23 protein-coding genes are annotated in these 26,929 nt (G+C 67.5%); 9 read left to right on the top strand and 14 right to left on the bottom strand.

The genetic code is table 11. The annotated features are described in order from the left end of the window. Positions 1–8 precede the first annotated feature (8 nt). The 5 genes from FHR04_RS11675 to gatC all read right to left on the bottom strand — a co-directional run bounded on the left by FHR04_RS11675 (position 9) and on the right by gatC (position 5,038). Positions 9–1,979 carry an endonuclease gene (locus FHR04_RS11675; protein WP_139403499.1) on the bottom strand — a complete coding sequence of 657 codons (1,971 nt, stop codon included), beginning with the start codon at positions 1,977–1,979 and terminating at the stop codon, positions 9–11. A 45-nt stretch (positions 1,980–2,024) separates the two neighbouring features. After that, positions 2,025–2,756: a hypothetical protein gene (locus tag FHR04_RS11670; protein WP_139403497.1), complete on the bottom strand. Its 732-nt coding sequence runs from the start codon at positions 2,754–2,756 to the stop codon at positions 2,025–2,027. 26 nt (positions 2,757–2,782) lie between these two features. Continuing rightward, positions 2,783–3,277 (bottom strand): hypothetical protein, encoded by a 495-nt coding sequence (locus FHR04_RS11665; RefSeq protein ID WP_139403495.1) that lies wholly within the window; start codon positions 3,275–3,277, stop codon positions 2,783–2,785. A gap of 192 nt (positions 3,278–3,469) precedes the next feature. After that, positions 3,470–4,747 carry a serine--tRNA ligase gene (serS, locus tag FHR04_RS11660; protein WP_139403493.1) on the bottom strand — a complete coding sequence of 426 codons (1,278 nt, stop codon included), beginning with the start codon at positions 4,745–4,747 and terminating at the stop codon, positions 3,470–3,472. Then, the gene (gatC, locus tag FHR04_RS11655) at positions 4,748–5,038 is read right to left on the bottom strand and encodes an Asp-tRNA(Asn)/Glu-tRNA(Gln) amidotransferase subunit GatC (RefSeq protein WP_039683402.1); all 291 of its coding nucleotides are present in this window, start codon (positions 5,036–5,038) and stop codon (positions 4,748–4,750) included. Between the two features lie 375 nt (positions 5,039–5,413). On the opposite strand from gatC, the gene FHR04_RS11650 reads away from it, so the two are divergent. The 3 genes from FHR04_RS11650 to FHR04_RS11640 all read left to right on the top strand — a co-directional run bounded on the left by FHR04_RS11650 (position 5,414) and on the right by FHR04_RS11640 (position 8,793). Further along, complete coding sequence (locus FHR04_RS11650) at positions 5,414–6,673, top strand: ABC transporter substrate-binding protein (RefSeq protein WP_039683400.1); 1,260 nt, start codon at positions 5,414–5,416, stop codon at positions 6,671–6,673. A 310-nt stretch (positions 6,674–6,983) separates the two neighbouring features. Further along, complete coding sequence (locus tag FHR04_RS11645) at positions 6,984–7,931, top strand: carbohydrate ABC transporter permease (protein ID WP_039683398.1); 948 nt, start codon at positions 6,984–6,986, stop codon at positions 7,929–7,931. Positions 7,932–7,941: 10 nt separating this feature from the next. Further along, entirely contained in the window at positions 7,942–8,793 is an 852-nt protein-coding gene (locus FHR04_RS11640) for a carbohydrate ABC transporter permease (protein WP_039683396.1), read from the top strand. A 67-nt stretch (positions 8,794–8,860) separates the two neighbouring features. Here the strand turns inward: FHR04_RS11640 and FHR04_RS11635 are convergent, their stop codons facing one another. Beyond that, positions 8,861–9,280 (bottom strand): hypothetical protein, encoded by a 420-nt coding sequence (locus FHR04_RS11635; protein WP_039683393.1) that lies wholly within the window; start codon positions 9,278–9,280, stop codon positions 8,861–8,863. 98 nt (positions 9,281–9,378) lie between these two features. On the opposite strand from FHR04_RS11635, the gene FHR04_RS11630 reads away from it, so the two are divergent. The 6 genes from FHR04_RS11630 (at position 9,379) to FHR04_RS11605 (ending at position 16,859) form a co-directional block, all read left to right on the top strand. Next, entirely contained in the window at positions 9,379–10,590 is a 1,212-nt protein-coding gene (locus FHR04_RS11630) for a lipid-A-disaccharide synthase-related protein (protein WP_311734705.1), read from the top strand. A 234-nt stretch (positions 10,591–10,824) separates the two neighbouring features. Continuing rightward, positions 10,825–12,504 (top strand): RNA polymerase sigma factor RpoD, encoded by a 1,680-nt coding sequence (gene rpoD, locus FHR04_RS11625; RefSeq protein ID WP_260170143.1) that lies wholly within the window; start codon positions 10,825–10,827, stop codon positions 12,502–12,504. Between the two features lie 410 nt (positions 12,505–12,914). Further along, positions 12,915–14,402 carry a DUF4129 domain-containing protein gene (locus FHR04_RS11620; RefSeq protein ID WP_139403489.1) on the top strand — a complete coding sequence of 496 codons (1,488 nt, stop codon included), beginning with the start codon at positions 12,915–12,917 and terminating at the stop codon, positions 14,400–14,402. Next, entirely contained in the window at positions 14,399–15,382 is a 984-nt protein-coding gene (locus tag FHR04_RS11615; RefSeq protein ID WP_139403487.1) for an AAA family ATPase, read from the top strand. The genes FHR04_RS11620 and FHR04_RS11615 overlap by 4 nt, the downstream gene beginning before the upstream one ends. After that, the gene (locus FHR04_RS11610; protein ID WP_139403485.1) at positions 15,379–16,500 is read left to right on the top strand and encodes a DUF58 domain-containing protein; all 1,122 of its coding nucleotides are present in this window, start codon (positions 15,379–15,381) and stop codon (positions 16,498–16,500) included. The genes FHR04_RS11615 and FHR04_RS11610 overlap by 4 nt, the downstream gene beginning before the upstream one ends. A gap of 83 nt (positions 16,501–16,583) precedes the next feature. Then, positions 16,584–16,859 (top strand): M-like protein, encoded by a 276-nt coding sequence (locus tag FHR04_RS11605; protein WP_170213934.1) that lies wholly within the window; start codon positions 16,584–16,586, stop codon positions 16,857–16,859. A 20-nt stretch (positions 16,860–16,879) separates the two neighbouring features. Here FHR04_RS11605 and FHR04_RS11600 read toward each other — a convergent pair whose 3' ends face one another. The 8 genes from FHR04_RS11600 to FHR04_RS11565 all read right to left on the bottom strand — a co-directional run bounded on the left by FHR04_RS11600 (position 16,880) and on the right by FHR04_RS11565 (position 26,702). Beyond that, entirely contained in the window at positions 16,880–18,058 is a 1,179-nt protein-coding gene (locus FHR04_RS11600) for a class I SAM-dependent methyltransferase (protein ID WP_170213933.1), read from the bottom strand. 173 nt (positions 18,059–18,231) lie between these two features. After that, entirely contained in the window at positions 18,232–19,386 is a 1,155-nt protein-coding gene (locus FHR04_RS11595; RefSeq protein WP_139403483.1) for a phenylacetate--CoA ligase family protein, read from the bottom strand. Positions 19,387–19,508: 122 nt separating this feature from the next. After that, on the bottom strand, positions 19,509–20,357 hold the full coding sequence (locus FHR04_RS11590) for an ABC transporter ATP-binding protein (protein ID WP_249039092.1): 849 nt from the start codon (positions 20,355–20,357) through the stop codon (positions 19,509–19,511). A gap of 101 nt (positions 20,358–20,458) precedes the next feature. Further along, entirely contained in the window at positions 20,459–21,646 is a 1,188-nt protein-coding gene (locus FHR04_RS11585) for an ABC transporter substrate-binding protein (RefSeq protein WP_139403482.1), read from the bottom strand. A gap of 162 nt (positions 21,647–21,808) precedes the next feature. Further along, on the bottom strand, positions 21,809–22,882 hold the full coding sequence (locus tag FHR04_RS11580; protein ID WP_039683378.1) for a branched-chain amino acid ABC transporter permease: 1,074 nt from the start codon (positions 22,880–22,882) through the stop codon (positions 21,809–21,811). 99 nt (positions 22,883–22,981) lie between these two features. Then, complete coding sequence (locus tag FHR04_RS11575; RefSeq protein ID WP_039683375.1) at positions 22,982–23,878, bottom strand: branched-chain amino acid ABC transporter permease; 897 nt, start codon at positions 23,876–23,878, stop codon at positions 22,982–22,984. Positions 23,879–23,946: 68 nt separating this feature from the next. After that, positions 23,947–25,911 carry an AMP-binding protein gene (locus tag FHR04_RS11570; protein WP_139403479.1) on the bottom strand — a complete coding sequence of 655 codons (1,965 nt, stop codon included), beginning with the start codon at positions 25,909–25,911 and terminating at the stop codon, positions 23,947–23,949. Continuing rightward, on the bottom strand, positions 25,908–26,702 hold the full coding sequence (locus tag FHR04_RS11565) for an ABC transporter ATP-binding protein (protein WP_139403477.1): 795 nt from the start codon (positions 26,700–26,702) through the stop codon (positions 25,908–25,910). The genes FHR04_RS11570 and FHR04_RS11565 overlap by 4 nt, the downstream gene beginning before the upstream one ends. Positions 26,703–26,929: the final 227 nt, after the last annotated feature.

The raw sequence follows: 26,929 nt of genomic DNA, 5'->3' as shown, positions 1-26,929 counted from the left end.
ACCGGCGACTAGCGGCCCAGCCCTTCCGAGAAGTCCACCCCCGCGCCCCACTCGGGATGATCGATCAGCGGGTTGCGGTTGCCCTGGCGCGCGAAGATCAGGGCGTTGCGGTGCCGTTCCCAGTCGCCGGGCGGGGTGGCCGCGTGCCACGCCAGCAGGGTGTCCAGGTGCCGGGCGCTGTACTGCCGCACCACGCCGGGATACCGCAGCAGGAAGTAGAGGGTGGCCCGCGCCGCCGCGCCCTTGCCGTGCGCGGGTTCGAACTCGCCGGGATCGCGGCGGCCACAGTCGCTGCGCAGCGCCTCGCCGTAGTCGGGAAAGTCGAAGTACGGCGTGTTGCCCCGGAAGGAATTGCAATCGGGTTCGCAGGCGAACAGATGGTGCAGATCGCCGCGCATCGGCTCGCGCTTGGCAAACCAGCTTTGCGGCACCACATGCTCGCAGTTGTACGGAAAGGCGTCTTCCAGCGTGTCCAGCGCGATGCCCTCGCGGGCGGCCAGTTCAGTGCGGCGGGCCTGGGCGGCCAGGTCGGCGGCGATGAATTCCCCCGGCGCGTGCTCTCGGGCGCTGTACAGGCTGCGCAGCAGGCCGTCGGGCCACACGTCGACCGCCGGGTACAGCTCGGTGGCAGGCGAGTAGCGCGGCTGACGCGCGTGCGTGCGCGTGACCAGTTGCGACAACGCCAGAAACCGCGCCTGGGGGGATCCGTCCAGCGCCACACCCGCGTAGTAGGCCGCCGCGTCCGCCTCGTCCTGCGGGTCGAGGTAGCCGCTCTGTTGCCCTGGTCCCGGCGTGGGTCCTGATGCGGGCTCGGCAGGGTGCGCCTCTCCCTCACTCACGCGCAGCCTCAACGTGACGGGCCAGCTGGCCACACCGTCCGGGCCAGGGGCGATCAGGCCCAGATCGAGGGTGCTGACTGCTTCCAGCACGCCCGCGCCGGGGGGCACGGGGTTGGGAACCAGGGTGGGTGGACGGTCCCCGCTCAGCACCTCGGTCACCAGGGCATTGTCCGCCGCGTCGGCGCGGGTCCGCAGATCGTTCAGGATGCGGCTGACGCGCACGCCCTCGTTGGCGATCCAGTCGATGGCGCTGTCGGGATCGCCGGGTTGCAGCGGCTGACCGTCGCGCCGCAGGGTGCGGCCCTGGCTGTCCGTGCGCGGCACGCCGCTGTGGTGCAGCGCCACCACCTCCCAGGCGTCGTTGAACACAGGGCTGCCGCTGCTGCCGGGGGCGGTGTCGGTCTCGTAGTGCAGAAAGTCGGGCAGCAGATCGATCAATCGGTTCTCGCGCAGGGCCACCTGCTTGGTCTCGCCGCCGGGGTGCTGCACGATGCTCAGGGCCTCGCCCAGCACGGTCTTGTCGGTGCTGGCAATCAGCGGCAGCCAGCCGTAGGCCGCCGTGTCGCCGCGCACCGCCACCAGCGAGTAATCCAGCGCCTCCGAGGTCACGAACAGCGTGTCGGGGTCCAGGGCCAGGGTGACCGGCGTGGCCAGTTCGCCGCCGGGCAGCAGTTCGTAATTGAACTCGATCACTGCCAGCCGGGCGGTGGCCGCGTTCTCCAGCACGTGGTGGTTGGTCAGGATGGCGCGCGGACTGCACAGCCAGCCGGTGCCGAAGCCCACCGTGCGGCCCCGCGCGTCTTTCAGGACCACCCGGCCCACCGCCCGCGACGCGCTGCGGGCCAGATCCAGATACGCCACGCCCACCAGATCGTTCGCGCCCAGCACCCGTTCGGTCTGAATACGGGGCTTGCCGGGCAGCCGCTCGGTGACGGCCGCCATGGTCTCGCGGCCCTCGGCCAGCGCACAGGCGTCGGTGTGGGGCACCCCCAGGCGGGTCAGGCGGGCTTCCAGGCGCTCGGCCGTATTGGCCGCCATCGGGCCGCCCACGATCAGGCGCTCGTGCGTGCGCGCCCGTTCGCTGTCGCGGCTGACAAAGCGGGCGTGGGTCTGTTCCAGCACCTCGGGCGGAATGTCCATGCCGGTAGCGTAGCGGACGGGCATGAGCTGAGCGGCGGCAGGCGGTTAGCGGTCCAGCGGCACCCCGTTGTACGTCCAGACCGTGCCCACCACCGGGTCACCCCCCTGGACGGTCAGGCGATCAGCATCGGTCCGATCTTGCCCGCTCACGACCTCGCTGGTGACGGTGATCAGGTTCCAGCCCGCCCGGAGTTGCACGTTGATGCTGGTGGCCCGTTGCCATCTGGTTCCGGTGACGACAGACTGGCCCGAGCAGACCTGCGTGCCCACCACGCGCAGATCGCGGTCCACGTACAGCGCCCGTACCTCACTGTTCCCGGCCTGTCGCCGCAGTTCTGGAACGCGAACCGGCGGGCTGAGCTGCGGGCGCAGGGACGCAGATGCAGGCCCCTGCCGGATCAGGCGGAGGGTCGGCAGTTCAAAGGCGCGCACGGCAGCGTCGGAGAGTTGAAGGTCCTGCCCCGCACAGCCATTCTCCGGTCCCACCGGGCCAAGGAGTGCGGAGACCGCCGTCCTCTGCAGCGGCAGCGGTGCGGTTGTGGACACGCGGAAGGCACCAGCATCAGACACCGAACCGATCACAGTCTGCGGCGCGGCATACCGCTCCAGCACGATCTCTGCCGTCAGGCCCGCAGGCCAGTCCTCCACCTGACCGCTGAGGTTGAGGGTCTGCCCCAGCGCACTCTCGCGCAGCTGGGGCAGTGGCCCCGGCGTGACGACGGTCTGCTGGCAGCCCACCAGCAGCAGGCCCAGCAGGCCCATGAAGATTCGATTCATACGGCGAAGATAGCTGGGCAGACGGGTCAATGTGACCCCACCTGCGGCGCTGCATTCGCCCTGACGCGCTCCTCCTGCAGCCACCCGGCCCAGACGCCCAGTTGTCCCACGCCCGCCACCCCGCAGCGGGCCTTGAACGGCAGACCTGAAGCAGTCGTCCACTGGCTCAGAGGATGCGTGGGACCATACACGTCCGGGTCACGGTTTTGGGCTGCCAGTCCAGCATCGAGACACGCACCCACAGCCTGCCTTGAAAAGCGCCGGCCCGTCACGGCGCTCAGGAATCGGGCGGCCTGATTCAGCTCTTGACTGCTGAGTCTGGTTCCCGTGCGGGCCGAAAGCTTGAGCAGCCGCGTGTTGCTGATCCAGCCTTCCGGGCGCACGTCCACTTCCAGCGTCCAGCCCTGGCCCACGCGGTAGCGGTGCCACTGACCGTCGGGCCAGCCCACCGTGTTGAAGTCGTTCGGGCGAACAGCCAGCAGACGGCATCCGCTGGAACGGCAAAAATCGGTGTTCGGCACGTCCACCGCGCGGCCCAGTCAGGCGGCCTCCGTCTGACTGCCGCCTGCAAAACCGGCGCCTGAGCAGGCCAGCAGGAATGCCAGCATTCGTCTCCAGATCAGGCGGAGATTTTCCACGATCAAGGCGTGAAGAGAGGGCCGGATCAAATGACCCGGCCCCCACCGTCTATTTCCGAACCCAGCGATCTGAACTTAGCGAACCGCTTTGCCCAGCACTTCCTTCCCGCCCAGGTACGCCCGCAGCGCCGGCGGCACGCGAATGGTGCCGTCCGCCTGCTGGTGGTTTTCCAGCAACGGCACCAGAATGCGCGGCGTGGCGATGCCGGTGTTGTTGAGGGTGTAGGCGTAGGTCAGCTTGCCGTCCTCGTCGCGGTAGCGCAGTCCGGTGCGCCTTGCCTGCCAGTCGCCCAGATAGCTGCAACTGTGCGTCTCGCGGTAGAGGTTCTCGCTGGGCACCCAGCTTTCCAGGTCATACATCAGCACCTTGCCCGCACCCATGTCGCCGGTACAGTTCTGCACCACGCGGTACGGCAGTTCCAGCGCGGTTAGCAGCTCCTCGGCGTTCTTCAGAATCTTGTCGAACCACTCCAGCGCCTCGGCCTCGTCAGCGCGGCACAGCACGTACTGCTCGACCTTGCGGAACTCGTGGACGCGGATCAATCCGCGCACGTCCCGCCCCGCCGAACCCGCCTCGCTTCGGAAGGCCGCGCTGATGGCGGCGTAGGTGATCGGCAGGGCCGCGAGCGGCAGCTGCTCCCCGGCGTACAGGCTGTTCACCGGCACCTCTGCCGTGCCGGCCAGCATCAGCTCGTCGCCCTCAATCTTGTAGACCTGATCCTCGCCGCCGGGGAAGTGGCCGCTGCCCACGAAAGCCTCGGGCCGGACCAGGGCGCTGGTGCTCAGCGGCGTGAAGCCGCGCGCCGTCAGGAAATCCAGCGCGAACATCTGCACCGCCATCTCCAGCAGCACCGCCTCGCCCTTGAGCAGGTAGCTGCGGCTGCCCGACACCTGTGCCACCCGCTCGGGATCGCTCCAGCCCTGGCGTTCCAGCAGCTCGACGTGATCCAGCGGCGTGAAGGCAAAATCGGGCAGCGTGCCCTCGCGCCGCAGCTCCACGTTCTCGGAGTCGTCTGCGCCCACCGGCACGCTGTCCAGCGGAATGTTCGGCACGCGCAGCAGCAGTTGCCGCAGCTGTTCCTCGTGAGCACGCAGCGCCGGTTCCAGCGCCTTGATTTCCTCGCCCAGTTCCTTACCCTTCACGATTAAAGCGGGGCGTTCGGCAGGCGTGGCTTTCGGGACAGCCTTGGCGTTGGCGTTGCGCTCGGCCTGCATGGCCTCGACACGCTGCTTGACGCCCAGCAGTTCGTGGTCCAGCGCCAGCAGTTCGTCCAGATCAAGGTTGATGCCCTTCACTTTAATGGCGTGCTTGACGGCCCCGGCGTTCTCACGGATAAATTTCAGATCTAACATCTACTCGGCCTCGACGGTGCGGGGCACGCGAATAAAGCCGTCCTGGGTCTCGGGGGCCAGCGCCTCGATCACCGAGGCCGGAAACGCCCCACCGGGCACGTCGTCGCGCAGCACGTTCACCAGCGTCACCGGGCGCTGCATTTCCTCCACGCCGTCCGTATCCACGTCCCGCAGTTGCTCGAAGTAGCCCAGCACGCGCACGAGGTCCTGGGTCATGGCTTCGCGCTCGTCGGGGGTCAGTTCCAGCCGCGCGAGGCTGGCGAGATGGTCCATCTGGGCCGCGTCAATCATGGGGGGCAGTATAGATTCCCGGCGCGGCGAGTGACTGCTTTGTGCCGGACGCGCCCCATGCAGACAGAGCAGCACCACAGAGGCGACGGACAGCCGGTCGACGTCAGCTCGCCTCCAGGGTTGCCATCGCGGCACCTGGCCTCGCACCGCGGAGGGCCGCCGTCAGAAGAGGTTCAGCGATGGTCCCAGCCGACATGGACCAGAGGCCAGGGCCAAGCAAGGGGCAAAACCATAATCTGGAATTGAGAAAGTTCACATTGACACCCTGCATCAGGCGGTGTAGCCTGCCGCAATCACAATTACGTACGCGTGGAACCGCTTCCGAGGGGAAGTGCCAGAGCTGGGTCCGCCCAGCACATTCACGCAGGAGGATTCATGAAGAAAGCTATTGCACTTGTCAGCTTGACCGCCGCCATCGCCGCTTCCAGCCAGGCCGGAGCCGTGCAGGTGACCCTGGCCTGCGGCACCGTGGGCCAGGAACTCCAGCTTTGCAAGGACGGCGCGGCGCGCTGGGCCAAGAAGACCGGCAACACCGTCAAGGTCTTCGAGAGCCCCAACCTGACCAACGACCGCCTGGGCCTGTATCAGCAGCAGCTGGCCGCCAAGAGCGACGCCATCGACGTCTACCAGCTCGACATCATCTGGCCCGGCCTGCTGTCCCAGCACTTCGTGGACCTGAAGGGCAAGATTCCGGCCGCCGAAGTCAACGCGCACTTCAAGAGCATCATTGCCGCCGACACCGTGGACGGCAAGCTGGTGGCCATGCCGTGGTTCACCGACGCCGGTCTGCTGTATTACCGCACCGACCTGATGAAAAAGTACGGCTACAACGCCGCGCCCAAGACCTGGACCGAACTGTCCACCATGGCCAAGAAGATCGAGGACGGCGAGAAGAAGGCCAACTCCACCTTCACCGGTTTCGTGTTCCAGGGCAAGAACTACGAGGGCCTGACCTGTGACGCGCTGGAGTGGCTGGTGTCCTTCGGCGGCGGCACCATCGTCGATGACAGCGGCAAGATCACCGTCAACAACGCCAACGCCGCCAAGGCGCTGGACACTGCCGCCAGCTGGGTCAAGACCATCAGCCCCGCAGGCGTGACCACCTACGGTGAGGAAGAGGCACGCGGCATCTTCCAGTCGGGCAACGCGGCGTTCATGCGCAACTGGCCCTACGCCTGGGCCCTCGGCCAGAGCGACGACAGCAAGGTTAAGGGCAAGATCGGCGTGGCGCCCCTGCCCAGCGGCGGCAACGGCAACGCGGCCACCCTGGGCGGCTGGAACCTGGGCGTCAGCATGTACAGCAAGAACCAGGCCGCCGCCATCGATCTGGTGCGTTTCCTGACCAGCGCGGACGAGCAGAAGATCCGCGCCATCGAGGGAGCGTACAACCCCACCCGCCCCGCGCTGTACAAGGACCAGGCCGTGCTGAAGGCCAACCCCTTCTTCGGCAGCCTGCTGGACGTGTTCACCAGCGCGGTGGCCCGTCCCTCCGGCCCCACCAAGCTGAAGTACAACCAGGTCTCGCAGGCCTTCGCGGGCGCCGTCAGCGACGTGCTGGCAGGCAAGACCAAGGGCGCGGCCGCCGTCAAGAAGCTGGAAACGGACCTGGCCCGCATCAAGGGCCGCGGCTGGTAAGCGCGGCCTCCTCTCCCCTCACCGCAAGGTGACCTGGGGACGCCCGCTTGTATACGGGGCGTCCCCTTCTCTGTGAAGGTGGCCCTGAAAGTACGGTCCGGGCACCCCGCAACAAAGAAGACCCACAACAACTGATTCTCCCGCCTTTTTTGCACGAATCACTTCAAACTCAGACCGGAATAGAGCGTTAAGCTACAGATTCCAGATCAGACCCGCCGCCCACCGACGCCGCCCATTTCTTCCGAGCAGTGCCGGGGGTCCCGTTTCTTTTGGGGAACCCCACCTTTCAGGGACAAGGAGGCCGTAAACCATGACCATCAACGCCCCCGCCAAGCCTCCAGGCGCGCCGCCGGCCCGTGCCCGCCGGACCCCCGGCATCGAGGCCTCCCGCGCCCGCACCGCCATCATCCTGCTGCTGCCCACCCTGATCGCCATCGCGCTGGTGGCGGGTTTTCCGCTGTACCGCACGATCTTCTTCTCGGCGCAGGAAGCCAACCTGACCACGCCGGACCAGTCCGTCTTCGTGGGCCTGCAGAATTTCTGGTTCACCACCGCTGAGGGCATCGGGCTGGGCTTCATGCAGGACCCGCAGTGGTGGACGGCGGTGCGCAACACCCTGATCTTCACGGTGTTCTCGGTGTTTCTGGAAACCGTGTTCGGCATGATCATCGCGCTGGTGGTCAACAGCGCCTTTGCTGGACGGTCCTTCCTGCGCACCGCCATGCTGATTCCCTGGGCGATTCCCACGGTGGTCTCGGCGCAGATGTGGGCCTACATGTACAACGACTCCTTCGGGCTGATCGGCCAGGGACTGCTGGGCGGTCAGGCGCTGCTGGCCGACTCCTCGACGGCGATCTGGGCCATGATCGCGGTGGACGTGTGGAAAACCACGTCGTTCATGGCGCTGCTGATCCTGGCGGGGCTGCAAAGCCTGCCCGGCGACATGTACGAGGCCGCCGACATGGACGGCGCGAGCAAGTGGACCCAGTTCTGGCGCATGACCCTGCCGCTGCTGCGGCCCGCGCTGCTGGTGGCGCTGGTGTTCCGCAGCCTGGACGCGCTGCGGGTCTTCGACATCATGTACGTGATGCTGGGGGCCAACGTGGCGGCCAGCACCAGCATGACCGGCTACGCCCGTCAGCAGCTGATCGACAACCAGCTGCTCGGCACCGGCAGCGCCGTGTCGGTGGCGATTTTTATCATCATCATGGCGATTGTGGTCATCTACGTGACCGCCTTCCGCGTGAAGTTCGACTGAGGAGGCAGACATGAACCTGAAGCGCACCAACCCCGGCCTGTTCTACCTCCAGCGGACGCTGTTCTACCTGCTGGTGATCGTGATCGCCGTGTACCTGCTGTTTCCCTTCGCCTGGGCCGTGCTGACCAGTTTCCGCCGGGCCGCCGATCTGTTCCTGCCGCCGCTGCAGTTCATCGCCGCGCCCACCACCATCGACAACTACACGCAGGTGCTGAACAACCCCAGCTTCCGGCGCGGGCTGCTGTTCAGCACCATCGTGGCGGTGGGGGCCGTTGCGGTCAGCCTGCTGTTCGGCTCTTTTGCCGCCTACGCGCTGGGGCGTTTCCGCTTCCGGGGCAAGCAGTTCATCATGTACATCATCCTGGCGGTCAGCGTGTTTCCGCAGATCGCCGTGCTGGGCGGCCTGTTCACGCTGATTACGCGCTTTGGGCTGTTCGACAACCCGATCGGCCTGATGGTCTCGTACCTGATCTTCACCATTCCGTTCACGGTCTGGGTGCTGACCTCCTTCGTGCGCGACATTCCCGGCGAACTGGAGGAGGCGGCGCTGGTGGACGGCGCCAGCCCGCTGCAAACGCTGTTCCGGGTGCTGTTCCCGGTGATGATGCCGGCGCTGGTGACCACCGGGCTGCTGGCCTTCATCAACGCCTGGAACGAGTACCTGTTCGCCCTGACCTTTATGAGCACCAACCGCACCGTACCCGTGGTGATCGCCAACTACTCCGGCGCCTCGCAGTTCGATCAGCCGTGGGGGCCGATCATGGCCGCGAGCATCGTGGTCACCATTCCGCTGATCGCCCTGGTGCTGATCTTCCAGCGCAACATCGTCTCCGGCCTGACGGCAGGTGCGGTCAAGGGCTGAGTCTCGCCACATTTTCAAGAGCCGCCTCGCCGGGTGCATGGCGAGGCGGCTTTCGTCTGACCGGTGCTCAGTTCAGGGGCCTGATTCGTTCCGGTTCCGCGCCCGCATACGTGTCGGCCACGTCACGCAGCATCCGGCGGGCCAGGGTGATCAGGGCGTCCTCGCCGGTCTGTTCCAGGCGGAAGCAGCCGCTCTCGCCGTACTCGCCCTGAAAGGCCCCGTCCACCCGGCGCACGCGCACCAGCACCTCGCACAGGCCCAGCCGCAGCCACGCGGCGTGGAAGCCCCCGCTGGGCACCGGGCGCAGGCGATTGGCCGGATCGGTGGTGAAGTCCAGCGTCACGTTGTTCAGCGGCAGGCCCGGCCCGCTGGCCGTCCGCAGGGCGTGGTACAGCGCGTTGAGAAAAGCCTCGCAGGCCTGCGCCTCGGCCTGACGCGCGTGGGCATGCCGGCGGATCGCGGCCTGAAGCTCGTCGAATTCACTCACTGGCAGACGCTCGTGGCGGGCATGTCGGCCCTGTTCATACCACGCCGCTGCGGGAGAAACCAGCGCGGGGCGGCCGCATTGACGTTATGCTGCCGGCCGTGACCCCGGCTCCCGTGCTTTTCATCTCCAACGGCACCGCCGAAGACCTGATCGGGGCGCGGCTGGCCGCCCTGCTGGGGCGACGGACCCTGTACGCCCCGCTGGTGGGCGAGGGACGGGCCTACGCCGGCCTCCCGGAAGCGCGGCGGGTGGGACGCGTGCTGCGGCTGCCCAGTGGGGGCTTTCCGTTTGGCAGCCTGCCCAACCTGCGCTCAGACCTGCGCGCCGGGCTGATCGGCGAGTCGCTGGGGCAGTGGAGAGACGCCGCACGCGGGGCCAGCGGTGCGGGGGCCGTCGTCGTGGTGGGCGACGCCTACGCGCTGATGGTGGGCACGCTGGCGGCCAGGATCAACCGGCGGCCCCTGCTTCACGTCCAGCCGCTGCTGAGCGCGCAGTACCTGGAGGGCCTGGACCTGCGGGGAACGCTGCGGGAACTGAATGCCCTGGGGGCCAATCGGCCCTTGCCCTACGAACTGCGGCTGGCCCGCAGGGCACAGGCCGTCTTCGTGCGCGACGCCGCCACCCAGGCGTACTACCGGCGGCGCGGCGTGCCGGCCCGCTTCGCCGGCAGTTTCGCGATGGACGTGCTGCCCGCCCCGGAACGTGAGCTGCACGTTCCGGCGGGCCGCCCGGTGCTGGCCCTGCTGCCCGGTTCGCGGGACGACCACCGCGAGAGCCTGTCCACCATGCTGCGGGCCGCCGCCCTGTTGCCCCAGGTCACGCCCGTGGTGGCGTGGCCGCATCCCTGGGCCACCGTGGCGCTGCCCAGTGGCTGGACCCTGGAAGTGGCTAGCGACACCGAGGCCACGGCGCGGGGCGAGGGAGCTGGCGTGAGCCTGCAGCGCGGGGCCTTCGGCGCGGTGGCGCGGGCGGCGGACGTGGCCATCGGGACCGCGGGCACGGCGAACGAGCAGCTGGCCGGGCTGGGGGTGCCGGTGATCGCCTTTGCCACGCGTGGTCCGCAGTACACCGCAGGGTTTGCGCGGCGACAGGGCCGGCTGCTGGGCGCGGCACTTCAGGTGGTGGACGCGCATCCGGCCGCGCTGGCGGCGGCGGTCAACGGCTTGCTGGAAGACCCGTCGCGGCGGGCGCAGGCGGCTGTGGCCGGACTGGGCCGCATCGGTCCCGCCGGTGCGCTCCCCGTGATCGCGGCGGAGATTGAGGTCCTGGCCGAGGGGGTTTGGCCTCGCCACCCGGGGCCGGCAGTCTGAACACCCAACCTGCCGCGCCTTCCAGCGGTTCGGGGAACCTTTTGCGCGCCCGGCACGTACTCTCAGTGTTGGCGGATTCAGGCGGCGCGTGGTAAAATCGAAGACTGCCTTGAGGCGGGCGCTGACCCGCAAATGCGTTTGCTAGACTGGCGCGTTCCGGCATCCGGTCTGATTCTTGACGACCTGAGTTCCGCCTTCCCCCGATTGACCCATTCTCTTGCCGCAGGAGGCCGCATGGCAGAGTCCAACAAAGCAGTACCCGAGCCCTCAACTGACATCCCGCAGGCCGCTCCCAAGCCCGCCGACAAGAAGGCGCGGACCCGTGTAGGCGGCGCCAAACCAGCGGCGGCCAGGGCGGCCCCAGCCAAGGAAATTCCTGCCAAGGAAGCCCCGGCCAAGCCCGTGGCCGCGAAGAAGCCGGCGGCCAAGAAGGCAGCAGCCGAAGGCGACGCCCCGGTTAAGGCCGCCGCCAAGAAGCCTGCGGCCAAAAAAGCCTCAGACGCCACGGCGGAACCGAAAGCCAAGGCCCCGGCCAAGAAGGCCGCCAGCGCGGGCAAAGCCGCCGAAGCCGCGGCTCCGGCCAAGGCCGACAAAAAGGCTGCCGCTGCGCCCAAAGCCCCGGCGGGCAAGGCGGCAGGCAAGGCGAACACCGCGCCCAAGGTCAGCGTGGCCGACAAGCCGTATTACGCCCACCCCGGCATTCAGGAGTTGCTCAAGACCGGCAAGGCCGCGGGCGTGCTGGCCTCCGAGGACATTGCCACCGCGCTGGCCACCGCGCTGGAAGCCAACGGTCTCGACCCGGAGAACCCGGAAAACGCCGACGCCTTCGAGGACCTGCAGCTGTACCTGGCCGCCCAGAACATTGAGGTTCAGGACGCCGACGAGGACGACGAGGAAGAGGCTGAGGACGAGGAAGCCGAGGACGGCCCCGCTGCCGCCCGCGCCACCAACCAGCCCGACGACGAGGAAAAGTACTTCGACGACATGCCGCGCGCCGTCAGCAATGACCCGGTGCGCCAGTACCTGCATGAAATCGGACGGGTGCCGCTGCTGACGCTGGAAGAGGAAATCGCGCTGGCCCGCCGCATCGAGGAAGGCGAGGAAGCCCGCAAGATTCTGGAAGAAGAACTGGAGATGGAAGACCGCGCCCGCCGCCGCCAGATGCGTCAGGTGGAAGACGGTGCGGCGGCCCGCCAGGGGCTGATCGAGGCCAACCTGCGTCTGGTGGTGTCCATTGCCAAGAAGTACACCGGACGTGGCCTGGGCTTCCTCGACCTGATTCAGGAGGGCAACCAGGGTTTGATCCGCGCGGTAGAGAAGTTCGAGTACCGCCGCCGCTACAAGTTCTCCACCTACGCCACGTGGTGGATCCGGCAGGCCATCAACCGCGCCATCGCCGATCAGGCGCGCACCATCCGCATTCCGGTGCACATGGTGGAAACCATCAACAAGCTGACCCGCACCGCCCGGCAGCTGCAGCAGGAACTCTCGCGCGAGGCGACGCACGAGGAGATCGCCGAGGCGATGGGGCCGGGTTGGGACGCCAACAAGGTGGAAGAGGTCCAGAAGGTCAGCCAGGAGCCGGTGTCGCTGGAAACGCCCATCGGCGACGAGAAGGACAGCTTCTACGGCGACTTCATTCCCGACGACAACCTGGATTCCCCGGTGGACAACGCCGCCAAGACCCTGCTCTCCGAGGAGCTGGAAAAGGCCCTGTCCAAGCTGACCGAGCGCGAGGCGATGGTCCTGAAGTTCCGCAAGGGTCTGGTGGACGGGCGCGAGCACACGCTGGAGGAAGTGGGCCAGCGCTTCAACGTCACCCGCGAACGCATTCGCCAGATTGAAAACAAGGCGCTGCGCAAGCTGAAGTACCACGAGAGCCGCACCCGCAAGCTGCGCGACTTCCTGGACTGAGCGACACCTCCTGCCACGCTGCCCCCGACTCCGGTCTGGGGCGGTTTTTTGTGGTGTCGGGCTGTGAGGAGACCTTTCATACGGATTCCGTTTGTTTCGTGTAGAAATCGGGACAGCTCCGATTTCTACACTCCACGTCCGGAACCCGTTTTTCTCCTGCTCGCTTCGCTCGGATTTCTAGGTGTTTTCAACACCTTTCAATCGGAGTCCGTATCACTCCTGTCCCCCCTGGACCTCCCAACACCGCAGGCGGGTCTGCTTGAGAGCAACCCAGTCAAGCAGTTTCGGCTCCGCTGCGGGGCGGCAGACGGATCAGGCGACACCCTTCCGATCACAGCGGCCCCAATGACGGCAACTTTTTCCCAGCCGGGCGCGTATTCTCCAGTTGAGATGACCTGTGGGGAACCCTGTTGACCGCCGCGCCGCGTGAGGAACCGTGGCTCGACGCGCCCGCGCGGGTCTCGTGGCGGGCCTACGGGCTGGCGCTGCTGCCCCTGTCGGCCGCAGGCTGGCTGCCATGGTGGGGCACGGCGCTGCTGTGCGTGCTGTTCGCCCTGGCAGTGCGCTGGCCTCGCTGGGAAGAGGCCCGCCTGCTGCTGAGTCTGCTGGTGGTGGGCGGCGCGGCGGTGGCCCTGGCCCCGGCAGCCCTGGCCGCCGGCCGGACGGCGCTGGTGGGCCTCGCCCTGCACTACCTGGCGCTGTTTTTTGTGGCACTGGCCCTGAACTGGGCCGCGAGCCGCGTCAGTGATGGTCTGCGGCGCAGCCGGACGGCCCTGCTCGCGCCGCTGGTGATCGGGCTTCTGGCCCCGCAGCCGGGGCTGCTTCTGGCGCTGGCCGGGGGACTGCTGGCCGTGCCGGGCCGTGACGAGCGCATGGGCCGCCGCCCGGAAAAACCGACGTCGCGTGTGTGGTGGGTGGTCGGCGCAGCCCTGGCTGCCCTGCTTCTGGTCAGCATGCTGCTGCCGCGTCCAGCGGTGAACTGGGCGGCGCTGGGCGAACCGACCCCACCGCCAGTCACCATTCAGGCTCCGCCACCGGCCAACCAGCCGCCTCCTACAGACCTGAGCCAGACCCCCGCCGCCCCGGACACGCCCGGCCTGCAGTTGCCGTTCCAGCTCAGCATAGACAACGTCTATCTGCCCATCGACGCGATCCTGCTGGGAGGCCTGTTGCTGCTGCTGGCGGGCGGCGCGCTGATGTTCAGGTTCCGCCGCGAACCGGGCCACCGGCCCCGGCTGACTGAAGTGCTGATGGTGGCCGGGCTGCTGCTGACCGGGGCGCTGTGGCTGGCGGCGGGCGTGCTGCTGTCCGGCGGGGACGGCGGCGGTGCGGCAGTGGCACAGGCACCTGCCCCAGGCGGGGGCAACGCCCTGGCCGAACTCCTGAGCAACATCACCGGGCGGCGGCAGATCGACATCAGCGGTTTTGTGCAGGCCCTGCTGTGGTTGAGCCTGCTGGTGCTGTTTGGCCTGGCCGCAGCGCTGGCGTGGCTGAACTGGGCGCAGCCCAGAGAGCGGGGGGAAGACGGAGAACCTGCCGTCAACCCAGTCACCGCTTCCGCCATGGCCAGCCAGCCGGCGCTGCACCGTGTTCGCCTCGCCTACCGGCAGGCCGAGGAGGCGCTGCGGCAGCATGGGCGCGGCCGTCGGGCCGCCGAGACTCCAGCTGGTTACGCGGCCCGGCTCGCCGGCACCGAGGCGGCGCTGGCCGGGCCGCTGGCGGTGCTGACCCGCGCCTACGGACCGGTGCGCTACGGCGGACGCGTGACCGACGAGGACGCCGCCCTGGCTGAAGCCGCGGCCCACGAACTGTCCACGGTCCTGCCGGACCTGCCGCCGCCACATGACCCGCTGGCCGACGACGCCCCCCATTCCCCTGAACACAAGGACCAGCCATGACCGATTCTCCCATCTCCCAACCGTTCGCCCGCACCGTTCTGGACAACATCGCCCACGTGCTGGTGGGCAAGGCCGAGGTCGCCGGGCTGGCGCTGGCCGGCGTGCTGGCCGGCGGCCACGTGCTGCTGGAAGACGCTCCCGGCACCGGCAAGACCATGCTGGCCCGCGCCCTGGCCGTCAGCCTGGGCCTGGGCTTTACCCGCGTGCAGTTCACCCCCGATCTGCTGCCCGGCGACGTGACCGGCGTCAGCGTGTATCGCCCGGCCACCGGCACCTTCGAGTTCGTGCCGGGGCCGATCTTCACGGGCGTGCTGCTGGCCGACGAGATCAACCGCGCCACCCCCAAGACCCAGTCCGCGCTGCTGGAGGCGATGGGCGAGGGTCAGGTCACCGAGTCCGGCGTCACGCACACCCTGACGCAGCCGTTCGTGGTGATCGCCACCCAGAACCCCATCGAGAACGAGGGCACCTACCGCCTGCCGGAAGCGCAGCTGGACCGCTTTCTGTTGCGCCTGTCGGTGGGCTATCCCACGCTGGAGGAAGAGATGAAGATGCTCTCGCGCCTGCAGGGGCAGCACCCGATCCACACGCTGGACGCGGTGGCCGCCCCCGCCGATCTGCTGGCGGCCCGGCGTGAGGTTCAGGCCGTGTACGTCTCCGAGGACCTGCGGCGCTACATCTCCGCGCTGTCGGCCCGCACGCGCTCGCATTCCGCCGTGGCGCTGGGCGGCGGCCCGCGGGCCAGTCTGGCGCTGCAGGGGGTGGCGCAGGCGCTGGCGTGGATGGAGGGGCGCGGCTACGTAGGTCCCGACGACGTGCAGCGGGCCGCGCCGGGTGTGCTGGCCCACCGCCTGAGCCTCAGGATCGAGGCGCGGCTGCAGGGCCTGCCCGCCGAGGAAGTGGTGCGCGAGGTCCTGCGCTCCGAGCCGGTGCCGGTGGAAGCCGCGCCGCCGCAGGCCGAGACTGCCGCCGCCCGGTGAGTCTGCTGTCTGCCGCCCTGCTGTGGCTGGCTGTTCTGGGTGGGCTGGCCGCGCTGCTGTGGTGGGCCTACCGCCGACCGCCGCAGGTGACCCTGACCCGCGAGGTGCCGCCCAACGGCTTCCAGGGCACCCGCCTGCCGCTGACCGTGCGGCTGGGGCTGCGCAGCCGCCTCCCGGTGCGCTACCTGATCGAGGATCCGACGCCGCGCACGGTGGTCGCCGACTCGGCGGTGCGGCGATCCGGCGAACTGCTGGGTGAGGCCGAACTGGACCTCCGCGCCACCCTGACCCTCAACAGCCGGGGCGTCTACGACTGGCCCGGCGCCACGCTGCACTGGGCCGATCCGCTGGGCCTGTTCTGGCGCAGCGTGCCCATTGCCGCCGCCCAGCGACTGGCGGTTTTTCCCAGCCCCCACGGTCTGCGCCTGCCGGACCTGCTGCGCCCGCTGCTGTCCGAGGGCGGCCTGAGCCGTCAGCTGGGGCTGGACGATCCCATCAGCCTGCGCAGCGTGCGGGAGTACGCCTCCGGCGATCCGCCGGGCCGTATCCACTGGCGCTCCAGCGCCCGCACCGGTACCCTGTCGGTGCGTGAACCCGAGCGCACGGCGGCCAGCAGCGTGACCGTGTACCTGGACGTGAGCAGCGGCGGTGACGTGTTCACCGAAAGTGCCGTGCGTCTGGCGGCCAGTCTGGTGCATGAAGCGCTGGCGCTGGAACTGCCCGTCTCGGTGGCGACCAACGGGGGAGCGACGCCCACCGGCCGCCACGCCGAAGCCCTGCACGCGGCCCTGCTGCGGCTGGCCCAGCTGCAGCCCGATCCGGCCCCGCCGACCATTCCGCCCACCCGCACCGGGGGCAACCTGATCATCCTGAGTGCCAGCCCCGCGCCCGCGCTGATTGCCGGGGCCATGCGGGCGCGGGCCACCGCCAGCCGGGTGGCCATCGTCGCCATGCCCGAGGGCTTTTACCTGGAACCCGGCGAGACGCCGCGCCGTCAGTGGGTGGCTGCCCCCGACTCGGTCCGGAATCTGGAACGTCAGGCCGGGGTGCTGGCGGGGGCCGGCATCCTGGTGTTCGTGCTGCGCGGCAACCAGAGTGTCCTGCGGCTCGGCGGCTGAACTTCGCGGCCTGCCGCGCAACTTTCGCCAAGATGAAGGAAGCTCTCAGGCCCGTTCTCAGGCCCGCTTGGTAGCGTAGGACCATGACCCAGAATGATGACCGCCACGGCGGGACGCCCGCGCCCACCACCCCGGAAACCGGCGACAAGCACGAACCCACCAACGTGGAACTGCAGTTCATGGGGCACACCGACGTCCGCGAGGAGCTGGACGCCGAGGTGCAGGCCGAGAGCCACGAGTCCGACGAGTACCGGGAACGCGGCATGGACAAGCAGGACGTGGCCGTCGCGCAGACCATGGACGCCAGCGATCCGCCCAGCACCAATATGGGTGACGCCGACGAAGAAATGACCCCCTGAATCGGGCCACCGCCGCGACGTCAGTCCCGCGTGGCCGCCAGTACCTTGAATCCGCCCGCACGCGCCAGTTCGCGTGACGGACCGATATCGCGCAGTGGAGTTTCGTAGGGCAGCGGCTCGTTCGCCACCAGATACAGCGTGCCGCCCGGTTTCAGGCGGCGTGAGGCAGCGGCCAGGAATTCCAGCGCCACGTCCAGCACCACGCCGCGCCCGACGTGGAAGGGCGGGTTGGTCAGGATGAGATCGAAGGTCTGCTCCCCCAGCGCCGAGTCCACGTCCGAGTGGAGCACCTCGCCCTCCAGCCTATTCGCCTCCAGCGTCAGGCGCGAACTGCGGACGCTTTGCAAGTCACCGTCCACCAGAGTGACGTTTGCGCCGCGCCCCGCCGCCCAGGCACCGATCAGCCCCGCGCCGCAGCCCAGATCGAGCACCCGCTGCCCGGAGAGTTCCAGGCCATCCAGCGTTTCGAGCAGCAGGGCCGTGGCCTTGTCTGCCTTCCCCGCGCTGAACACGCCGGGCAGACCCACCACCTGAACGCCGAAGGCCCCGTACTGTTCGGCCTCTGGCAGCGGCGGCGTGGGGCCGGGGCGGCGCACCAGCCGGGCCACCCGCATGCCCCCGTCGCGGGCCACCGTCTCCCCTGTCCCGAAGGCCGCGCCCGCCGCCCGCACGTAGCGGTCAAAGCCCTTGTCGCGGTCACCGGCCAGGTACAGCGTGCCCCCCGGCGGCGTCTGCGCGTGCGCCCAGGCGATCTGCGCCGAGATGTAGGCGTTGCCCCGGTCTCCGGCCAGCGTCAAGGCCACGGTGCGCGCCCGCTCGGGCCAGCGTTCGGCCAGCGCGTCGCCTGGAACAGCGGCCAGCGGCGCGTAGCCGGCGGCCTCCAGGGCGGTTAGGGCCGCCGCCGAACCCTCCACCGCCCGCAGGGTCACGCCAGGCAGACTGCCCAGCAGGCCGCCCGCCGCCGTCAGATCCAGCACCTCGCCGGAGACGCGGTCTTTGCGCATGGTCTGCGCCAGCAATTCCTGGGCGGCCTCCACGCCAGGAAACCCACGCACACCGGGCTTGGTGAGGGCACTCAGCCCTTCGAGTCGCTGACCGAGCTTCGCGGGCCGAACCTCGAAGTAGTTTCCGCCGTCCGCGCTGTCCTCACGGGCCGGCGGACGGGCAATTCTGATTTTCTGCTTCTTGCGGCCAGTCACACCCCTCCATGTATCACATGACGCTGCGCTTCAGGGTCACTCAAGGGCAACCCAAGGCCGTTCACATGCGCCGCACAGGCCCGGCGTCCATGCTGAAGAGGCCAAACAATCCAACCTGACCGGGTGAAGTCAGGCACGGCTGCCCCACAGCAGAGTGGGGCTTTTTTCTGCCCTCAGGCTCGCTCGTCCGTGACGCCCATGCCCTCGTGATCGACGGCCACGGAGAACTCGTCCAGACGCATCGCAAACCGACGCTGGAAGTCCGACTTCAGCTCGGCTAGATCGTCCACCCCCTCACCACGAACCGTCAGGCCCAGGCGATCGGCGCCCGCCTGTGACCACAGCCGCAGCGTGTGCTGGGTGTGATCCAGGCCGTGCCCCGCCAGCCAGAACGCCACCTCACGCGGGAACAGCTTGACGCCCTTGACCTTGAGCATGCCGCCCACGTTGCCGAAGACGCCACCGGGCAGATAAACGCCATCTGTCCGCCGTTCCAACCGGGTCAAGTCGCCGGTGCGGAAGCGCAGCAGCGGCATGGCGTGCTTGTTTAGGTGCGTGACCACCAGTTCACCGCGTTCGCCGTCGGACAGGGTTTCCCCCGTTTCCGGGTCAACCACCTCCAGATACACCCAGTCCTCCAGCACGCGCAGGCCGTTCTTTTCGGGCGTTTCCAGGGCCATCATCCCGGCCTCGCTGCTGGCGTAGGCGTCCAGGGCCACGCCCCCCAGCGCCGCCTCCACCCGTCCGCGGCGGCCCGCGATGCTGGTCAGCGGCTCGCCGGAGGAAATCAGCAGTTCCACCCGCGCGCCTGCCTCGCCCAGCTTCTGGGCAAAACTGGGGGCCGAGACCAGCACGCGCACGCCCAGCTTCTGGATGGCCTCCAGCTGCGCCTCGGTCTCGCCGGGGCCGAAGGGCAGGGTTTTGGCCCCCAGCGCTTCGAAGCCGTCCTGCATGATCCAGCCCCCCGCAAAGCGGTGAAAGCCGAAGGCGATCTGAACGTGATCGCCAGGGCGCACCCCGGCCCGCGCCAGCGCCGCCGCCGCCGCCTGCCCGTGCGCCTCGATATCGGCCCGCGTGGCGTATTCCGGCAGCCACCCCCCGCCCGGATGCGGCGTGAGGTGAACGCGCACGGCATCAGGGTGGGCCAGTTCGCCCGCTTCAAAGGCTTCGGTGAGTCGTTCGCGGGTCAGGAAGGGAACGCTGGCCCAGTCGGCGTGCTCGGGAATGCCCTGAAGGGCGGTGCGGTAAAGAGGATGGTGTTGGAGTCGGCCCAGCAGCTCGGCCTGTTGTGGGGGCGAGATGGAAGCCGATTGAATCGTATTGGTCATTGGCTGTCCCCAGAAAGATCAGACATAGAGTGTCGCCTCCAGAAGCGAGAGGAGGCGAGGCAGGTGGTTCTCGGGTACTGAGCGCGGCCCTGATACCAAATTGCGGTGAGTCGAAGACGGTATTACATCCAGCGTTTGCGCCGCTTGTAGCTCTTGACGTCCTTGAAGCTCTTGCGGGCGCCGCCCTCGGTCACGCCCAGGTAAAACTCCTTGACGTCCGGGTTGCTGGCAAGCTGGGCGCTGAGGCCCTCCATCACAATGCGCCCGTTTTCCATGACGTAGCCGTAATCGCTGTTCCTGAGGGCAATGTTGGCGTTCTGCTCCACCACCAGCACGCTCAGGCCCTCCTCGCGGTTGATGCGGCGCACGTTGTCGAAGATCTCGGCCACCAGCAGCGGCGCGAGGCCCAGGCTGGGTTCGTCCAGCAGCAGCACTTTGGGGTGCGCCATCAGCGCCCGGCCAATGGCGATCATCTGCTGCTCGCCGCCGGAGGTGTACCCCGCCTGCTTGTGCCGCAGCGTGGGCAGCTTGGGAAAATAGGTGTAGATACGCTCCAGATCGGCGTGCCAGTTGCCCCGGCCCAGGATGGCCCCGGCCCGCAGGTTCTCCTCCACCGACAGGTGCTTGAACACGCGGCGGCCCTCGGGCACCTGCACCACGCCGGATTTGACGACATCCGTGCCGTTCAGGGCGCTGAGGGTCTTGCCGTCAAAGGAGATGGTGCCTTCCCGAATCTTGCCGTTCTCGGGCTTGAGCAGACCCGAGATGGCCCGCAGCGTGGTGGTCTTGCCCGCCCCGTTGGTGCCGAGCAGCGAAGTCACCTGCCCGGCCCGCACGGTCAGGCTGACGCCGCGCAACACCTGAATGATGTCGTGGTAGACGACTTCCACGTTGTTGACGGTCAGGTCACCGTGGCTGGCCGAGGTCTGAGGCGGCGGGGCGTTGGCAGGCTGGGGGGTGGAGAGGGTCATGGGGGTGGGCCTCCGGGGTGAGATCGTTGTGGGCGGTGCGCGGGAGGCAGGACGCGGGGAAGAGCTTTTCACCGCCTCCCGCGCACCGCGTCCCGCCACCCTTACTTCATCGGGTGGACGAGCTGGAACAGCGCGCTGCGCTGCGCTCCGGTGATCGGTTTGAAGTTGCCGGTGGCGTCGGCTTGCAGCAGGCGCAGACTTTCCGCGCCGATGTGATCCTTGGCGCTGAAGGTCACCGGGCCGACGGCAAAGCCGGGGTTGAAGGATTTGCTGCCGTTCATGCTGATCAATCCCTTGTAGACCCCGGCGGCATCAGGGTTGTTGCCAGCGCGCTTCATGGCCTCGATGGCGATGGCGGCGGCCAGCATCCCGCTGGTGTAGTGCACGCTGCGGATGGTGTCGCCCCCACGCTTGTACTGCGCGCCGATCTTCTTGACCAGCTGGATGCCCGGCTGGTTGCCCTCGTCGTACAGGTAGTAGCTGGTGGCCCAGATGAAGTCCTTGGCGGCGTCCCCGGCCAGCTTGGTCAGATCCTCGCCCCCGGTGTAGTGCGCGCCCATGAACTGCATCTTGCCCAGCAGGCCCAGCCGTTTGGCATCTTTCAGGATGTTGGCGACGGGGCCGGCGGTGTTCTGGTTGATGATGTATTTGGCACCCTGCGACTCCAGCCGCTTGAGGAGGGCGGTGTTGTCCAGGTTGTTGCCGCCGACTTCCTGCACGTCGGTGATTTTCAGGCCCAGCCGGTCGGCGGCCTTGCGGGCGTCCACCACCGGGTCACGCCCGAAGGGACTGGGGTTGACGATCAGCGCCACCTTCGCGCCGCGCTCTTTCTTGGCGATGTATTCCAGCAGCGCCACGATATTCTCGGAATAGCTGCTGACCGGCAGGAAGGTGTAGGTGTTGTCCGGCGCGTCGATGATGCCGATGTGGTAGCTGGCCGTCAGGGTGGGAATCTTGGTTTCCTGAATCACGCTCTTGAGCTGCAGCGCTCCGCCCGTCGCGTAGCCCAGGAACACCGGAGCGTTCAGGTTGCCCACGAAGTCCTCGAAGTTGCGCTGGGTGTTGGCGTTGTTGTACTGGTCATCGCGCGTCACGCAGTTGAGGGTGACGCCCGGCAGCATCTTCTGCGCATTGGCGTACTTGCAGTAATCCTCCACACCCGCCGCGTAGCTGGCCCCGGCGTCGCTCGTCGGGCCGGTGATGGCCCCAGACCACGGCAGCGTCACGGTTTTCTGGGCGGCGGCGAAGGACAGGGAAACGAGGGCGGACAGGATCAGGGTCTTCTTCATGGGTGGAACCTCCGAAAGGTGAGAGGGCGGGGAGTCGGTGGATTGGCATTTGAGGTGAGGGGGTGCGCGTTCATTTCGTGCCGCGTCGGTCAGGAGGGCGCTGCGCGCCGCTGCACTGCATGAACGCTTGATCCTCGGCAATTCGCTCCGCTCACGGGGCCGCTAGAACTTGTACGGCCACTTCTTGAAATACAGCCTGGACAATCGCCACCAGTTCGCCAGCCCGCGCGGCTCGAACATCAGGAACAGGACGATGGCGAGGCCGAAGGACAGCGGGCGCAGCGCGGTGGCGACATCCACCCCGGCCGGGAACAGGTTCTGCGCTCCCAACCACTGGCTGCCGTTGCCCACCAGCCGATCTAGCGTCACGATGAACAGCGGCCCCAGGAAGGAACCGGGGAGACTGCCCAGCCCGCCCACAATCGCCATCGCCAGCAGTTGGATGGAGATGTGCAGGCCGTAATCCTCGATCACCACAGCTTTCTGGAAGTACGCGAACAGGCCGCCCGCGATGCCGGCGTAGAACGAGCCGATCATGAACGCCATGATCTTGGCGGTGCCGGGGTTGATGCCCATCGCGGCGGCGGCCCGGTCATTGTCCCGCACGGCGATCAGCGAGCGCCCATGCTTGGTGCGCAGCACGTTGCGCCACAGCAGGCCCATGACCACCAGCACCGGCAGAATCAGGTAGTACCACACGAAGTTGTGGTTGAAGAAGGTGGCCTTGACTCCGAACACCTGCACCGGCGGCAGGCTGATCGCGCCCCCCTGCGCCAGCAGCGGCGTGTGCCCCACGCCCCACTCGAAGATGATCTGGAAAGCGAGGGTGGCGACGGCCAGATACAGGTACTTCAGGCGCAGACTGGGCAGGCCGACAAACGTGCCGACGAGCGCGCCCGCGATCCCCCCGATGGGAATGGCGAGGAAGAACGGCAGGTTGAGCCGCGTGGCCGCCAGCGCTGTGGCATACGCGCCCACGCCCATGAATGCCGCCTGCCCAATGTTGATCAGGCCGGTGTACCCGGTGGTGATATTCAGCCCGATCACCGCCACCGCGTAGATCATGATCATGTTCACGTCGCGCAACATGGTCTTGGGCAAGATCAGGGGCAGCAGGAGCAGCAGGCCGATCAGGACGATCAGGCTCAGTTGCTCGGCGTAGGTGGCAAAGATGGTCTGATCCTGCGCGTACCGCGTGCGGTAGTTGCCGGTCTGGGTGAAGCGGGAGGCGGGCATCAGGTGGCCCCTTCGGGGCCGTTGATGGTTGACTGTCGATGGTTGATGGTCAGGAGACCGCGCCGTTTTCCATCAACCATCACCCATCCACCATCAACCCTACACACGCTCAATCTCCTTCGTTCCAAACAGCCCATACGGACGGATCAGCAGCACGATGATCAGGATGATGAAGGGGAACACCTCGCGGGTGCCGCCCCCCGGCACGATGCCGTCCAGGTAGCCCGCCGAGAGGTTTTCCAGAATGCCGATCAGCATGCCGCCCACGATGGCCCCGATCACGCTGTCCAGCCCGCCCAGAATCACCACCGGGAAGACCTTGAGGCCGATGCCCGCCAGACCGCCCAATGTCAGGCCGCTCATCAGGCCCAGGATCACGCCAGCCGCCGCTGCCGTGAGGCCCGCCGCCGCCCAGGCCAGGGCGAACACACGCTCCACGCTGGTGCCGACGCTCATGGCGGCCATCTGGTCATCGGCCACGGCGCGCATGGTGATGCCCAGGGTGCTCTTGTTGAAGAAGTAGGTGAAGCCGCCCAGCAACCCCAGGGCCATCAGCACGCCCGCGATCTGCGTTTTGGAGAGGGGCAGGCCGAACAGCTCAATGCCCTGGCCGGTCAGCAGTGCGGGGCGCTCGAAGCTGAAGGTGCCCGCGCCATAAGGGGTCAGGTGAATCAGACCGTCGATGACGCTGCTCAGGCCAATCGTGACCATGATGACCGCGATGATCGGCTCGCCCACCATCCGGCGCAGGAACACCCGCTCGATCAACATGCCCAGCAGGAACGTCGCCAGCATGGCGATCAGCCCGGCCAGCCAGAAGTTGACGCCCTTCTGCGTCAGCGCAAAGGCAATGAACGCCCCAGTGGCGATGATCTGCCCGTGCGCGAAGTTGATCACGCGGCTGGACTTGTAGATCAGCACGAAGCCCAGCGCGGCCAGGGCATAGACGCTGCCGATCACGACACCCGCGATCAGCAGTTGCGGTAATAAGTCCACTCAGACCTCCTTCTGGGACGGAATTGGCGGGGTGAATAGGTGGCTGCCACGAGAATCGCCTGAACGTTTCACGCCCCCACCCGCTCGGCCACCACGCCAGCACGCGGCAGCCGCGTTTCCATTCCCGGCACCCGGTGAACGGCCACGTCCGTCTCCACCCGCTGCGTCTGCCCGTCCTGATACTTGAACGTCGCTTCCACCCGCACCGATTCCGAGCCGTCGTACAGGGCGGCCACGATGGGCGCGTACTTCTCGCGGATCAGCTTGCGCCGAACCTTGCCGGTGCGGGTCAATTCGTCGTCGTCGGCGTCCAGCAGCTTGTACAGCAGCACGAAGCGGGCGACGCGCTCGTGGGGTTCCAGGCGGGTGTTGGCTTCCTGAACTTCTTTCAGGATCAGCTCGGCCAGCTCCGGTTTGCTGCTGAGGTCCATGTAGGTGCTGTAGGCGATCTGGCGTTTCTCGGCCCACTGCCCGGCGGTCAGGGGATCGACGTTCAGGAAGGCGGTGACCTCATGCTGGCCGTCGCCAAACGCCACCGCCTCCTTGATGTACGGGCTGAATTTCAGGCGGTTCTCGATGAACTGCGGGCTGAAGGTCTCGCCGTTCGCCGTCTTCATCACGTCGCTCAGGCGGTCAATCACCTGCAAGTGACCATCGGGGGTCAGGCGTCCGGCGTCGCCGCTGTGCAGCCAGCCATCCCGGATGGTCTCGGCGCTGGCGTCGTCGCGCTTGTAATAGCCCACCACGACGGCGGGGCTGCGGCTGATGATCTCGCCCTCATCGGTGATCCTGACCTCTCCGCCGGGGAGAATCTTGCCCACGGTGTCGAAGCGCACGTCGCCGTCGCGGTGGACGTAGGCGATGCCGATGTTCTCGGTCTGGCCGTAGATCTGCTTCAGGTTCACGCCCAGGCCGTGGTAGAAGCGGAACACGTCCGGCCCCAGCGCCGCGCCCCCGGTATACGCGCGCTTCAGGCGCAGGAAGCCCAGCCCGTCGAGCAGCGGACGGGTCAGGCCCCAGTACGCCAGCCAGCGCTTGAAGGCCGCCGCGCCACTCGCCTTCTGGCCGCTCAGGCTGGCGTCGGCAGCGTCGGTGCTCCAGGCCAGCAACTTGCGGTACAGCGCCCGGTTGGGGCCGTAGCTCTCCTGCATGCGAATGAACATGGTGCTCTGGATGCCCTCCCACACGCGCGGCGGGGCGAACATGAAGTGCGGGCCGATTTCCACCAGATCATGCATGGCCGTTTCCTGACTCTCGGGGAAATTGACGGTCACGGCGTTCGCCAGCGCCACCGCCACCGTCATCATCTGCTCGCCGATCCAGGCCATCGGCAGGAAGCTCAGGTAGTCGTCGCCGGGCTTCAGCGGATCAACCTCACCCAGCGCCTGCCCCATGTACAGCAGGTTGCGGTGAGACAGCATGGCCGCCTTGGGATTGCCGGTGGTGCCGGAGGTCAGGCTGAAGTGGCACACGTCGTCGGGTTTGCCCAGCGTGGCCTCGCGGTCAAAGACGGTGGCCGCGTCGGGCCTGCCGAGTTCCAGCAGTTCCTCGAAGGACAGGAACCAGTCGTCGCCCGCGTGCTTGCTCATGCCGCGCGCGTCCTCGTAAATCACCCGGCGGATGTTCGGGAGGCTGACACGGTGTTCGAGCAGCTTGTCCACCTGTTCCTCGTCCTCGGCCAGCACCACCACGGCGTCGGTGTAATCCAGCACGTAGCGCACTTCCTCGGCCACGCTGCTCTGGTACACGCCCACGCTGACCGCCCCCAGCGCCTGCGAGCCGACTTCCATGAAGACCCACGCGGGAATGTTGTCGGCCAGCACGGCGACTTTCTCGCCACGCACCACGCCCAGCGCGTGCAGCCCGGCGGCCACCTCCCGCGCCCGCGCCAGGTACCCGGCGTACGTCGTCTCGTTCCAGATGCCGTATTTCTTGTGGCGCAGGGCCACGGCGTTCGGCGTCTGGGCGGCGCGTTTGGCGAGCAGTTGGGGAATGGTCAGGGTGGTGACGTCGCCCACGTCGTAGGCGCTCATACGCCCACCGCCTGTTTCTCTTCGGCCACGCCCGTGTACGCCTCGATCACGCGCGGATCGGCGCTGACCACCTCGGGCCGCCCGCCCGCGATGAGCTGGCCGAAATCCAGCACGTACACGCGGTCACTGATGTCCATGACCACGCCCATGTCGTGTTCGATCAGCACCACCGTGATGCCCTGCTCGCGCTGGATGTCGAGGATGAAGCGCACCATGTCCTCCTTTTCCTCCACGTTCATGCCGGCCATCGGCTCGTCGAGCAGCAGCAACTTGGGCGCGAGGGTCAGGGCGCGGGCCACCTCCACCCGTTTCTGGATGCCGTAGGCCAGCGTGCCGACGGGGTGCGAGCGGTGTTGTTCGAGTTCCATGAAGTCGATGACGCGCTCGACGTAGGCGCGGTTCTCGGCCTCCTGGCGGCTGGCGCGGCCGTAAAAGGCCAGGCTGCTCAGCAGGCCGTAACGCAGGTGGGTATGGCGGGCCAGCAGCATGTTTTCCACCACGCTCAGGCCCCGGAACAGCTCCAGGTTCTGGAAGGCGCGGGCGATGCCGTAGCCGGTGACCACGTTGGGGGCGGCACGGCTCAGGTCATGGTGGCCGAAGGTGATGCGCCCGCGCGTGGGGTGATAGAAACCGCTGATGCAGTTCAGCAGGCTGGTCTTGCCTGCTCCGTTGGGGCCGATGATGCTGACGATCTCGCCCGGCGGCACAGTCAGGCTCACGTCGGTCAGGGCGTTGATGCCGCCGAACGTGAGGGTCACCCCCTGAACTTCGAGTTGGGAAGACTGAGACATGACACCTCACGGATCAAGGCTGAGAAAGCGGCGTCTGAACAAAACGGCACAAAGGTTGTCGGTGAAAAGAGTATGCGGGAGAAGATGGTCTTGAGCCGCCGGATCTGACTAGACAAATCCGGCCAAAATGAGAGGCTCAAGGCGTCTTGTCTAGCCGACTTGATCGTCCCCAGTCCGGGTTCTCCTCAGACTGAGTCACCGATCCTGCCAAGGAGCCCGCTTCTGAA

Source organism: Deinococcus radiopugnans ATCC 19172, assembly GCF_006335125.1.
Taxonomy (GTDB): Bacteria; Deinococcota; Deinococci; order Deinococcales; family Deinococcaceae; genus Deinococcus; species Deinococcus radiopugnans.
The sequence above is the reverse complement of the archived record's forward strand: the minus strand, read 5'-3'. Positions and strand labels throughout refer to the sequence as shown.

What these genes read in the sequence shown, in the direction of transcription:
- FHR04_RS11675 (WP_139403499.1), bottom strand. Translation starts at nt 1,979, where the DNA reads ATGGACATTCCGCCCGAGGTGCTGGAACAGACCCACGCCCGCTTTGTC.
- FHR04_RS11670 (WP_139403497.1), bottom strand. Translation starts at nt 2,756, where the DNA reads ATGAATCGAATCTTCATGGGCCTGCTGGGCCTGCTGCTGGTGGGCTGC.
- serS (WP_139403493.1), bottom strand. Translation starts at nt 4,747, where the DNA reads ATGTTAGATCTGAAATTTATCCGTGAGAACGCCGGGGCCGTCAAGCAC.
- gatC (WP_039683402.1), bottom strand. Translation starts at nt 5,038, where the DNA reads ATGATTGACGCGGCCCAGATGGACCATCTCGCCAGCCTCGCGCGGCTG.
- FHR04_RS11650 (WP_039683400.1), top strand. Translation starts at nt 5,414, where the DNA reads ATGAAGAAAGCTATTGCACTTGTCAGCTTGACCGCCGCCATCGCCGCT.
- FHR04_RS11645 (WP_039683398.1), top strand. Translation starts at nt 6,984, where the DNA reads ATGACCATCAACGCCCCCGCCAAGCCTCCAGGCGCGCCGCCGGCCCGT.
- FHR04_RS11640 (WP_039683396.1), top strand. Translation starts at nt 7,942, where the DNA reads ATGAACCTGAAGCGCACCAACCCCGGCCTGTTCTACCTCCAGCGGACG.
- rpoD (WP_260170143.1), top strand. Translation starts at nt 10,825, where the DNA reads ATGGCAGAGTCCAACAAAGCAGTACCCGAGCCCTCAACTGACATCCCG.
- FHR04_RS11615 (WP_139403487.1), top strand. Translation starts at nt 14,399, where the DNA reads ATGACCGATTCTCCCATCTCCCAACCGTTCGCCCGCACCGTTCTGGAC.
- FHR04_RS11605 (WP_170213934.1), top strand. Translation starts at nt 16,584, where the DNA reads ATGACCCAGAATGATGACCGCCACGGCGGGACGCCCGCGCCCACCACC.
- FHR04_RS11595 (WP_139403483.1), bottom strand. Translation starts at nt 19,386, where the DNA reads ATGACCAATACGATTCAATCGGCTTCCATCTCGCCCCCACAACAGGCC.
- FHR04_RS11590 (WP_249039092.1), bottom strand. Translation starts at nt 20,357, where the DNA reads ATGACCCTCTCCACCCCCCAGCCTGCCAACGCCCCGCCGCCTCAGACC.
- FHR04_RS11585 (WP_139403482.1), bottom strand. Translation starts at nt 21,646, where the DNA reads ATGAAGAAGACCCTGATCCTGTCCGCCCTCGTTTCCCTGTCCTTCGCC.
- FHR04_RS11580 (WP_039683378.1), bottom strand. Translation starts at nt 22,882, where the DNA reads ATGCCCGCCTCCCGCTTCACCCAGACCGGCAACTACCGCACGCGGTAC.
- FHR04_RS11570 (WP_139403479.1), bottom strand. Translation starts at nt 25,911, where the DNA reads ATGAGCGCCTACGACGTGGGCGACGTCACCACCCTGACCATTCCCCAA.
- FHR04_RS11565 (WP_139403477.1), bottom strand. Translation starts at nt 26,702, where the DNA reads ATGTCTCAGTCTTCCCAACTCGAAGTTCAGGGGGTGACCCTCACGTTC.